We start from the raw sequence: 11,370 nt of genomic DNA, 5'->3' as shown, positions 1-11,370 counted from the left end.
CTAGAACTCCAGCTCGGCGCTGAAATACATCACCCGGCGTTCGTCGTAATGGTTGTCAACGAAGGTGTTCGGCTGATGGTCGAGGCGCTGTTGCAGCACGCCCGCCAGTTGCAGCTGCGCGTTGCCAATCGGGATGCGTTTGGCGATGCGCGTATCGACGCGTTCGAAGCGATAACCGTTGAGCGCGTTGTCGCCGTAATAGAAGAGGGCGCTGTTCCAGCCATGCCCCCAATTGCGCAGCCAACCGGCCGAACCGCTGTTGCGCGAGGTGAACTGCTGATCCAGCGGATTGCTCGCCTCGGCGTCGACGAAGGCGTAGGTGAAGCGCAAACGGTCGGCGCTGCTGAGGCGCCAGTCGAGTTGCGTTTCGGTACCGCGAAAGCGCGAACTGTTGGCGTTGCTGGCGATGTACTGATTGTTGCGCAGCGGCTCGCTGATCATCCCGGTGATTTCGTCGTAGAACAGCTTCACGTCCACCGCCAGACCGAGCTCGGCGAAGTAGCCGTTGTAGCCCAATTCCCGCGAGCGCATGTGTTCCTGATCGAGATCGCCGGGGCCGCGGGTCTTGACGAAATAGCGCGCCGACGACTGGCCGTAGGCCGAGGGCCGCAGATTGCTGACCTGATAGCTCCAGTTGACGTTGTTCTCGAACATGTCCGGCGAACGGATGGCCTCCGAGTACACCGCGCGCAGGCCGTGACGCGGGGTGATCAGGTAGTTGACCGCGAAGCGCGGGGTCAGCGAACTGCCGATCAGTTGCGTGTCTTCGAACATCGCTCCGCCCTGCAGCAGCCAGTGCTCGGTGGCGCGCCATTCCAGTTGGCCGAAGGCGCGCCAGGTGGTGTCGTCGATGGTGCCGTTGAAATAGGTCTCGGAATCGGCACGGTCGTAGCGGTAGTTGAGGCCGCTGACCAGACGCAGGCTGTCGGACAGGCTGAGGGTGTCCTGCAGTTCGAGGTCGTAGCGCGATTCGCGAGCGCTCTGGTCGATGTCACCGCACAGGGTCTGGCTGGCGCCGTTACGCCATTGCTCGAGCACCTGATTGGCCAGCGCCATTTCCTGCGGCGTGCCGGGCGCCGCGCCGGGGCCGGTGAACTGGTTGATGTTGCGCGCCAGGCGTTCGGTGTAATTGGGGTTGAGCTGCCACAGCTGCGTCAACTCGGGGCTGAACGACACCTCGGCATCGCAGGCGCGCCAGACCTGCTGGCGATCCCAGTGCTGCGCCGACCCTTGCACATAAAGGCTGTGTTCGGGGTTGATATCGAGGTTCCAGCGCACGGAGCCGGCGTAATCCTTGGCCACCACGTCGGAATTGTTACCGGCGTCGGTAATCCCCGAGAACACCGGGCGGTAGGTATACGGCCGCTGATTGCTGCCGTCCTTGGCGTTGAGCTGCCAATCGAGGCTTTGCCCCTCAGTGAGGTCGTGGCTGACTGCCAGGCTCAGACGGTTCAAGCGTCGGCTGTCGAGGTAATCGGCGCCGTTGCGGTCGCTGTCGAAACCGTCATCTTCCTGGCCGGACAGCGACAGGCGCAGGTCACCGCCATCCCAACCGGTGCCCTGGCTGGCATAAAAGTCGTTGATGCCACGCTGGCCGCGAGTGATCTTCAGACGCGTGCCGTGGCTGTCGGCCGGGTGGCGAGTGATGATGTTGATCACTGCCATCAACGCATTGGCGCCGTAGCTGACGGTGTTCGGGCCGCGAAATACCTCGATCCGCTCGATGTCTTCCATGGCCACTGGAATATCGCTCCAGTCCACCGTGGCCAGACCGGCGCGATACACCGATCGGCCATCGATCAACACCTGCATGCGCCGTGCTTCGCTGGCATTGGTGCCGTGGTAGTTCACCGCCGGCTGATTGCCGTTGATGTTGCCGACCATCATTCCCGGCACCAGCCGCAGCAGTTCGCTGATGTCGCGGGCACCGCTGGCGCTGATCAATTCGTTGTCGAGGACAGTCATGCTTCCCGGTACTTCCGCCGGCGTCTGCTTCAGCCGCGTGGCCGTGAGCACCTGCGGCAGCGTCTGGCTGTCGACGAACAGGTCGTCCGCCAGCACCAGCGGGCTGAACAGCAGCGCCAGTAGCAGGGGCGAGCGCGGGGAGAGGGGGCCAGAAAACACGACACAGCCTGTAGAGAAGAGAATTGGCGCGCATGTTAACCGAGGGCTGCAACTTTTCCAGCGACGTTGCAGGCATTTTCCTAGGTTTTATTGGTCTTCTTCCTACAAATGTCGGTAATTGTTGCTGGGGCTGGCCGCGACCGGGTCGCGCCGTATAATGCCCGGCATCGCCACTGGTATGGATTAACGGATTGCATATGACTGAACAGCGCCCGATTGCGGTCCTGGGAGGCGGAAGTTTTGGTACCGCCGTGGCCAATCTGCTGGCCGAGAACGGCCATCAAGTCCTTCAGTGGATGCGTGACCCCGAGCAGGCCGAGGCCATCCGGGTCAATCGTGAAAACCCGCGTTACCTCAAAGGCATCAAGATTCTGCCGGGCGTGACCGCCGTCACCGACCTGCAAGCCACCCTCGAGGCCTGCGATCTGTGCTTCGTCGCGCTGCCGTCCAGCGCCTTGCGCACGGTGCTCGCCGCCCACGCCGAACGCTTGAGCGGCAAGATGCTGGTCAGCCTGACCAAAGGCATCGAAGCGCAGACCTTCAAGCTGATGAGCCAGATCCTCGAAGAAATCGCCCCGCAAGCGCGCATCGGCGTGTTGTCCGGGCCGAACCTGGCGCGGGAAATCGCCGAGCACGCGCTGACCGCCACGGTGGTCGCCAGCGAAGACGAAGAGCTGTGCAAGCAGGTGCAAGCCGCGCTGCACGGTCGCACCTTCCGCGTTTACGCCAGCGCCGACCGGTTCGGTGTCGAGCTGGGCGGGGCGTTGAAAAACGTTTACGCGATCATCGCCGGCATGGCAGTGGCGCTGGAAATGGGCGAGAACACCAAGAGCATGCTGATCACTCGCGCCTTGGCCGAGATGACCCGCTTCGCCGTAAATCAAGGCGCCAACCCGATGACTTTCCTCGGTCTGGCCGGGGTCGGCGATCTGATCGTGACGTGTTCGTCACCGAAGAGCCGCAACTATCAGGTCGGTTTTGCCCTCGGTCAGGGCTTGAGTCTCGACGAAGCGGTGTCGCGTCTCGGCGAGGTCGCCGAAGGGGTCAACACACTGAAAGTGCTCAAGGCCAAGTCCCAGGAAGTCGGCGTATACATGCCGCTGGTCGCCGGGCTGCACGCAATCCTGTTTGAAGGACGCACGCTGGAGCAGGTGATCGGTCTACTGATGCGTGCCGAGCCGAAAACCGACGTCGACTTTATTTCCACCAGCGGTTTCAACTGATTCAGCTGTTACACGGACAGGAAGCAAGCCATGAACGATCCGAAAAGCGAAACCCAGTACGAATCCATCCTCCTGCGAGTGTTGTGGATGATCGTTTATCTGCTGGTCTGGCAAGTCGCGCAATTCATCCTCGGCGCGGTGGTACTGGTGCAACTGATTTACCGCCTGATCTACGGCGCACCGAGCGCCAGCCTGATGAATTTTGGCGACAGCCTCAGCCAGTTCCTCGCGCAGATCGGCCGCTTCGGCACATTCCACAGTGACCAGAAGCCCTGGCCGTTCGCCGACTGGCCAGCGCCGCGCACCCCGGAAGGAGAAGCGCCGCACACCGTCGCCCCGGCCGCGCATCCGGTGCGCGATGAGGAGCCCAAGCTATGAAAATCTGGGTATTGCGTCACGGTGAGGCGGTGCCTCACGGCTCGAAAATCGATTCCGAGCGCGAGCTGACCGAGCACGGCCGCAAGGAAGTCCTGAAGAGCGCCGCGCATCTGATGGGCCAGCCGCTGACGGCGATTTACGCCAGCCCTTATCTACGCGCTCAGCAGACCGCGCAGATTGTTCGTGAGGCACTCGGCTTCGAGCCGGAGATTCGCACGGTCGAGTGGCTGACACCGGAGACTGATCCCGACAAGGTGGCCGAGCAATTGGTTGCGGTGAGCAATGTACTGCTGGTCAGCCACAACCCGTTGGTGGGCCATCTGCTCAGCTACCTGCAACACGGCGCCGGGCATCCACCGGAGAAGGTCAGCACCGCCGGGTTGGCTGAACTGGAAAGCCCTGAACTGCTGATCGGCTCGATGAAGCTCAACAGCCTCAAGCACCCTTAACGCTGGTCCCATGTGGGAGCGAGCCTGCTCGCGAAGGCGGCGTGTCATTCACCCTTTTAGGGGCTGACACACTGCATTCGCGAGCAGGCTCGCTCCCACATTGGTTTCTGCCACCCCATGAAATTATTTGTTTGAAAATTTCAACCAAGCACTTGCTTGGTTGACTACGCTTGCTCCAGACCAAAAAAACAGGAGCGAGTCGCATGTCTGCCGCCTTCCGTTTGCCGCTGGACGTGTTCTACGAACGGGAAGCCCGGCACCCGCGCCAGCGCTTTCTGGTGCAGCCCATCGGTGGCGGCCAGGTCGAGACGCTGAGCTGGGCCGATGTCGGCCATCAGGCACGCTGCGCCGCGCACTGGTTGCGGGCGCGGGAGTTGCCACCCGGCAGCCACATCGCCCTGATCTCGAAAAACTGCGCGCACTGGATCATCGCCGACCTGGCGATCTGGATGGCCGGGCATGTGTCCGTGCCGCTGTATCCCAACCTCACCGCTGAATCCGTGGCGCAGGTGCTGACTCACTCGGAAAGTGCGCTGGCGTTCATCGGCAAGCTCGATGACTGGGCGGGCATGTCGCAAGGCGTGCCGGCGGGTTTGCCGACCATCAGCCTGCCGCTGCATCCGCCGGGCGAATTCGATTTCAGCTGGGCGGACCTGCAAAGCTGTTCGCCAATCCAGGACGATCCGCGTCCGGCCGCCGAGCAACTGGCGACGATCATCTATACCTCCGGCACCACCGGCCTGCCCAAAGGCGTGATGCACAGTTTCGCCAATCTCGGTTTCGCCACCAGTCGTGGCACGCAGCTGTTCGGGCTCAACGAGAACGATCGGCTGCTGTCGTACTTGCCGCTGTGTCACGTCGCCGAGCGCATGTTTGTCGAACTGGCGTCGATCTACACCGGGCAGACGGTTTTTTTCGCCGAAAGCCTCGACACCTTCATTACCGATCTGCAGCGCGCCCGGCCGACGGCGATGTTCGGTGTGCCGCGTATCTGGACCAGGTTCCAGATGGGCGTTTACAGCAAGATCCCGGCGCAGCGTCTGGACTTTCTCCTCGGGCTGCCCTTTATCGGCAAGCGGGTCGGCCACAAAGTACTGGCCGGGCTTGGCCTGGATGCCTTGCGCGTGGCGTTGTCCGGCGCCGCGCCAGTGCCGCAGACCTTGCTCGCCTGGTATCAGAAACTCGGCCTCGATGTGCTGGAGGTGTATGGCATGACCGAGGGCTGCGGTTATTCGCACATCTGCCTGCCGGGCCAGTACAAGCAGGGCTGGATTGGCCAGCCGTGCCCGGAAGTCGAGGTGCGTATCGATGAGTCCGGCGAAGTGCAGGTGCGCAGTCAGGCCAACATGCTCGGTTATTTCAAGGAACCGCAGAAAACCGCCGAGACCCTGACCGCCGATGGTTTTCTGCGCACCGGCGACAAGGGTGAGCAGGACAGTGAAGGGCGCCTGCGCCTGACCGGGCGACTGAAAGAAATCTTCAAGACCAGCAAAGGCAAATACGTCGCGCCGGCGCCGATCGAAAACCGTCTGGCCGTGCATTCGCGCATTGAACAAGTGTGCGTGGTCGGCGATGGCCTGAGTGCACCGCTGGGGTTGTGCGTGCTGTCGACGGTCAATCAGCAGGAACCTCGTGCGAGTCTGCACGCGAGCCTGGAAAAACTCCTCGAAGAGGTCAACGCCGCCCTCGACAAACACGAACGCTTGCGCCGGCTGGTGGTGGTCAAGGACAACTGGGCGGTGGACAACGGCTTCCTCACACCGACCCTGAAAATCAAACGCAATGTCATTGAAGACCGCTACGGCGCACGCTTCGAAGAATGGAGCGCGCGCAGCGAGGCGGTGCTGTGGCAGGATTGAGCGTCGACTACAACAACAAAGGAAGTCTGCGATGAGCTTGTGGCGTACTACTCCCGACATCGAACAGTTGAACGCAATTCAGAAGAACACCATTGGCGAAGTGCTGGACATTCGCTTCGAAGCCTTCGACGAACAATCACTGACCGCGAGCATGGTGATCGACCATCGCACCCACCAGCCATATGGTCTGCTGCATGGCGGCGCCTCTGTGGTGCTGGCGGAAACCGTGGGATCGATGGCCAGTTATCTGTGTATCGATGCCAGCAAGTTCTATTGCGTCGGCCTGGAAATCAACGCCAACCACCTGCGCGGCTTGCGCAGTGGGCGGGTGACGGCGGTGGCCACGCCGATCCATATCGGTCGCACCACGCATGTCTGGGACATCCGCCTGACCAGCGACGAAGGCAAGGCCAGTTGCGTGTCGCGCCTGACCATGGCGGTGGTGCCGCTGGGGCAAACACCACCCTCACAATAAGTCATGCGCTGTTGCGTCGTCCCAGCACGCTCATGGGCAGGTCGATCTCGCTGCGCAACTCGGGGTGATAGCTTTCGGGTGTGGAGCTTCGCCAGACGCCGTTCGCCGCCGTGAACTGGTCGAGAGTGAAGTCTGCGTCATCGCTTCTGTAGAGCTCGAAGGCCCCGAGTTGTACGTGCTGGCCGAGGTAGGTGCGAGTCTCGGCATGCGCACCCAGGCTCGCGACAACACCAGACCTGAGTGGCTCGTCAATGGCGTTGGTGAGTGGGCTGGCGAGCGCTGTCAGTGAGCTGGTCAGCAAACCGCCAGCAGTGCGCGTGGTGACGCCGTATAGCCACTCCCCGGCGTTCGGGAGCGACAGTCCATGTTCTTCAGGGCGACGGAACTCGCCCCCGCGCATTGAATGAATCGCCGTGATGGACATTCCGTCAAGGCCTTCGACCACTGCGCTGACGGCCACTCCCGCCCCGGCGGCGATTTCCGATCTACCCACACCGCCGGCGAAAAGCAGCGCAGCATAAGGCGCCGCGCGCATCACGGCGTTGGCGCCAGACGGGGCAAGCGTAACGTTAGGGCCAACGTTGGCCAGGGTGCGTTGTCCGGCTTCCCTGGTCATGTTCCCCTGCACGCTGGCAAGAATACCGATGGCTGTCAGATTCAAGGCTTGCCTGTCGGCCAGATACGCATAGAGCGGGGCTGCCGCGCCTGCGGCTGCCCCCGCCAGACCGAAAATGCCCGCCATGAGGGTCTGCACGCTGCGATCGTAATTGCGACTGCTGGCGATGCGGCTGCCGGCGCCGATACCCATGGCACCGCCAGCCATCGCCCCGACAAAGGCACCCGCTACCGTCACGCCCAGATTCACGCCGGGATCGGGCGGCGAGTCGGGGCCATCGGATGCCCACTGCTGCATGCCTTCTGCGGCGAAGTAACGAACAGCACCGCCGGCCAAGGCGCTCAGACCATCACGAGCAAACGTGGCGAGCGCCGCGCTGATGCCCTCTTTAACGGTGACGAGCCCCTGAAAGTCCACATGGCCGACAGGATTGCCGTGAACCATGGCAAACAGATTCAAACCGTCACGCGAGCCAAGCGGATCAGCATTGAGCCAGCGTTGAAGCCACGGTGCGTAATAGCGCAAGCCGTAATAATACAGTCCAGTCGCATCGCGTTCTTTGCCCGAGTACCGCAGGGTTTTGCAGTTCGCCTCCACCAGGCTGCGTCCGGCCCACCAGCAAGTGGCGCCGAACGGATAGTAGCTTTCCCGGGAGATGATCTGCGCTTGGGCGTCGAGTTCCAGAGTGGTCGAGTTCAGGTGATCGCTGAAGCTATAGCGATATTGATCCTGCGGGATGCCGTCTGGAGGATCGGTCTCGAAGTGCAGCACCTGCACCGTTGCCCGACCGGCCTTGATGGTGATGACGTTGACACGCTGATCCGGGGAGCTGCGAACCTCCAGGCCGGGCAGATAACGGGATTCAACCAGCCGCTGCACCGATCCGGTGGACGTCTGTCGGATCTTTCGCAGGCGTTGGCCGCCGCCGTCGTATACGTAGTACTCGCTGTCATTCGTTCCATTTTCGCGCACGACGTGATCGACCTGCTGTAAAGCATTGCGTCGACTCCACTGCAGAGCCTGCCCGTTCTGAAGAAACAAGCGATTGCCATTGGCATCGTAAGCGGCGGCAATCTCCTGTTCATCGGGAAGCTGGCCGGTAGTCTTTTGCGGCAGACTGCGATTGCTGCCGCTGGCGACAGCGGTGCGCTCAGTGCGACTGCCACTGGCGGCACGGTGCTCCATCACCAACAGATTTGCGCCGCGATCATAGGTATAGATGCGCGCATAGTTTTCCAGTTGGCCGGGGTCGGCAGGACAGACAAATACTGGCAGCAGTGGCCCCGCGGGAGCGTTGCAAATCTGCCGGCCACTGGCTTCGACAAGGCGCGAGAGGCTGTCATAGCGATAGTGGCAACTTGCTTCGGTGCGCTGGTTACGGTGATGTGCAACCGTCATCGCGTCATCGGTAAGGCAAATGATATTGCCGACAGCATCGTAGACGAAGGTCAGATCCTGCAGGACGCCCGCAGCCGTCCGGCTGTCCAGGTGTTGCAAGCGGCCGTCTTCGAGGGCAAAAGTCGCGTTGGAGAAGACGCCATTGCCTGCCCGCTGATGTTCCAGTGTGCCGAAAGCGTTGTAGCGGATGTCGCTGATCACGGTCTGACTGGCGTTGCTCGTCGCCATTGTCAGACCGATGTGTTGCAGTTGGCCCGCTACGTCTTGCAGTTGTATTTGCCGGTTGCCCAGTGCATCTGTCTGGGCAATCAGTTCCTCCACGGCGTTGTAGTCGTATCGCGTCGTGGCAGGGCGCTCCTCCAGAAGAGTATCGCGATCGGCTTCTATCTGCGGCCAGTCCACTGGCCACCGAGGATCGGCACAGAAGGTTCGTTGCACCTGCATGGCCTGGCTGTTGAGGGTGAAATCAGAGAAAAATTGGCTGCCGGCCGTGTCGTCGTGACGGATCAAGCGACCGCAGCGGTTGGCAGCGTCCTCGAGCGTTCCCGGCAGATAGGTGAAGCGTTCAGTACACCGCTCAGGTTCATCCACCGCCTGTTCGTACCTGGTGCTCGGACGGCGCAAGGCGTCGTAACTGATTCGACTATGGTTGCGCTGCTGATCCCAGTGCTCCAAGGGAATACCGTCCTCTGCATTCATGCTCAAGCGCCATCCCGCATCGGCGTTTTCATCCAGAAGCAAGGCAGTCGACAGGCTGAACACATTGCTCTGATTCGCTGGCTGGTCTGCCTGGAACATCCTCGGGTCGTGGCTTGATGACGGGCGACCCGCTGCGTCATAGGTTTGTCGGGTGATGAAATTCTCCGGCGTGGATTGGCTCTCGCGACGGTGATAGTTGATACCGCGCAGTACCAGCCCACGAGGGTCGAACGCTTGGATGGCGGGTGTATGGGCGTGAGTCACGAGAGCCACCAATCGTCACAATGGAGATGGACCTCTTATCAGCCCATGCAGGATCGGTGTCAACTGACAGGACTGACAGTTGACAAGCGTTCTGTAACACGTGAGCCATAGTCGAGACGCGACTGTCATCATTCCTGGTAGATACGGTCATTGCTGCCGGACGCGGTCTTACGGACAATCCACACTACGTTCCCCGCTCATGGACTTGCCGCATGTCGCAACCGATCTTTTTCGCCCACGCCAACGGCTTCCCCTCGGGGACCTACGGCAAGTTGTTCGCGGCGCTGGCGCCGGAGTATCAGGTCGTGCATCTGGAGCAGCATGCCCATGACCCGCGTTTTCCGGCAGACGACAACTGGTACAACCTCGTCGATGAATTGATCCATCACCTGCAGCAACAGGAGCAGCCGGTGTGGGGCGTCGGCCATTCCTTTGGCGGTCTGCTGCACCTGCACGCGGCGTTGCGTTGTCCCGAGTTGTATCGCGGCGTGGTGATGCTCGACTCGCCGGTGCTGACCCGCACCGATCAGTGGGTGATCCGCGCGGCCAAGCGCTTTGGTTTCATCGACCGACTGACCCCGGCCGGACGCACGCTCGGGCGCCGTGAAGAATTCGCCGATCTAGACAGCGCGCGCAGTTATTTTTCTGGCAAAACCCTGTTTCGCGGCTTCGATCCGGAATGCTTCGATGCCTACCTGCAACACGGTTTGCATCAGGTCGACGATAAACTGCGTCTGCGTTTCGACCCAGCCACGGAAATCAGCATTTATCGCGGCGTGCCACACACCAGCCCCGGGCGTACCCGACAGTTGCAGGTGCCGCTGGCCATGGTGCGCGGGCACAAGAGCCGCGTGGTCATGCGTCATCACAGTCGTTTCGTCTCGCGCCTGCCGCAAGGCGAGGCGCTGAGCATGCCCGGCGGGCACATGTTTCCGCTGGAGCGCCCGCAGGACACAGCGCGCTTGCTCAAGAGTCTGTTCACACGCTGGGAGCAGCGACAGAACAAGGATTGCGCATGAGCCCGACCTGTGAAGAAGTGCGCTTGAACCTGCCGCACATCGAGTTGGCCGCGCACTTGTTCGGCCCCGAAGACGGCTTGCCGGTGATCGCGTTGCACGGCTGGCTTGACAACGCCAACAGCTTTGCGCGGCTGGCGCCCAAGCTCCATGGCTTGCGCATCGTCGCGCTGGACATGGCCGGCCACGGGCATTCCGGGCATCGCCCGAACGGCGCCGGTTATGCCCTGTGGGACTACGCCCATGATGTGCTGCAAGTCGCCGAACAACTGGGCTGGAAGCGTTTCGGCCTGCTCGGGCATTCGATGGGCGCGATCGTTTCGATGGTGCTGGCCGGTTCGCTGCCGCAGCGCATCAGCCATCTGGCGCTGATCGATGGCGTGATTCCTCCGACAGACAAAGGCGAAAACGCCGCCGAGCGCATGGGCATGGCCCTGCAGGCGCAACTCGATCTGCGGGACAAGCGCAAACCGGTCTACACCACCCTCGAGCGTGCCATCGAGGCGCGGATGAAAGGCCTGGTAGCGGTCAGTCGTGAAGCCGCTGAACTGTTGGCCCAACGCGGCTTGATGCCGGTGCCCGGCGGTTACACCTGGCGCACCGATAATCGGTTGACCTTGCCATCGCCGCTGCGCCTGACTGAAGAACAGGCGATGGCGTTTGCCTCGCGCGTCAGTTGCCCGGCGCATCTGATAGTCGCAACTGACGGCATGCTGGCCAAACATCCGGAGCTACTGGAGCGGCTACCTTTCAGTCACGAACAGTTGCCGGGCGGGCATCATCTGCACCTGAATGACGAAGCCGGCGCAGGTCTTGTAGCAGACTGTTTCAATCGCTTCTTCGCCATGCCTTGACTTGCTGCGGGCAAC

General features: G+C 61.7%; 9 protein-coding genes. 7 read left to right on the top strand and 2 right to left on the bottom strand.

Annotation, left to right across the window (positions count from 1 at the left end; translation table 11 throughout):
- Positions 1-2,124 carry a TonB-dependent receptor plug domain-containing protein gene (locus tag GXB78_RS11180; RefSeq protein WP_329515429.1) on the bottom strand — a complete coding sequence of 708 codons (2,124 nt, stop codon included), beginning with the start codon at positions 2,122-2,124 and terminating at the stop codon, positions 1-3.
- A gap of 197 nt (positions 2,125-2,321) precedes the next feature.
- Between GXB78_RS11180 and GXB78_RS11175 the strand changes: the two genes are divergently transcribed.
- From GXB78_RS11175 to GXB78_RS11155, 5 genes are all read left to right on the top strand, one after another.
- The gene (locus tag GXB78_RS11175) at positions 2,322-3,347 is read left to right on the top strand and encodes an NAD(P)H-dependent glycerol-3-phosphate dehydrogenase (RefSeq protein WP_329515428.1); all 1,026 of its coding nucleotides are present in this window, start codon (positions 2,322-2,324) and stop codon (positions 3,345-3,347) included.
- Positions 3,348-3,377: 30 nt separating this feature from the next.
- Complete coding sequence (locus tag GXB78_RS11170) at positions 3,378-3,725, top strand: DUF4389 domain-containing protein (protein WP_016773653.1); 348 nt, start codon at positions 3,378-3,380, stop codon at positions 3,723-3,725.
- Positions 3,722-4,174 (top strand): phosphohistidine phosphatase SixA, encoded by a 453-nt coding sequence (sixA, locus tag GXB78_RS11165; RefSeq protein WP_329515427.1) that lies wholly within the window; start codon positions 3,722-3,724, stop codon positions 4,172-4,174. The genes GXB78_RS11170 and sixA overlap by 4 nt, the downstream gene beginning before the upstream one ends.
- A gap of 203 nt (positions 4,175-4,377) precedes the next feature.
- Complete coding sequence (locus GXB78_RS11160) at positions 4,378-6,033, top strand: AMP-binding protein (protein WP_329515426.1); 1,656 nt, start codon at positions 4,378-4,380, stop codon at positions 6,031-6,033.
- Between the two features lie 31 nt (positions 6,034-6,064).
- Positions 6,065-6,508, top strand: a complete 444-nt coding sequence (locus GXB78_RS11155; protein WP_329515425.1) for a hotdog fold thioesterase — start codon at positions 6,065-6,067, stop codon at positions 6,506-6,508.
- Between the two features lies 1 nt (position 6,509).
- Here GXB78_RS11155 and GXB78_RS11150 read toward each other — a convergent pair whose 3' ends face one another.
- On the bottom strand, positions 6,510-9,485 hold the full coding sequence (locus GXB78_RS11150; protein WP_329515424.1) for an RHS repeat domain-containing protein: 2,976 nt from the start codon (positions 9,483-9,485) through the stop codon (positions 6,510-6,512).
- 212 nt (positions 9,486-9,697) lie between these two features.
- Between GXB78_RS11150 and GXB78_RS11145 the strand changes: the two genes are divergently transcribed.
- Together GXB78_RS11145 and GXB78_RS11140 are read left to right on the top strand one after the other, a co-directional pair.
- On the top strand, positions 9,698-10,504 hold the full coding sequence (locus GXB78_RS11145) for an alpha/beta fold hydrolase (RefSeq protein ID WP_329515423.1): 807 nt from the start codon (positions 9,698-9,700) through the stop codon (positions 10,502-10,504).
- Complete coding sequence (locus tag GXB78_RS11140) at positions 10,501-11,355, top strand: alpha/beta hydrolase (protein ID WP_329515422.1); 855 nt, start codon at positions 10,501-10,503, stop codon at positions 11,353-11,355. Before GXB78_RS11145 ends, GXB78_RS11140 begins: the two co-directional genes overlap by 4 nt.
- Positions 11,356-11,370 lie beyond the last annotated feature (15 nt).

Origin of the sequence: Pseudomonas moraviensis subsp. stanleyae, from assembly GCF_036283065.1 — a bacterium.
Classification (GTDB): Bacteria; Pseudomonadota; Gammaproteobacteria; order Pseudomonadales; family Pseudomonadaceae; genus Aquipseudomonas; species Aquipseudomonas stanleyae.
Note: the sequence above shows the minus strand (reverse complement) of the source record. Positions and strands in the feature narration are given on the sequence as shown.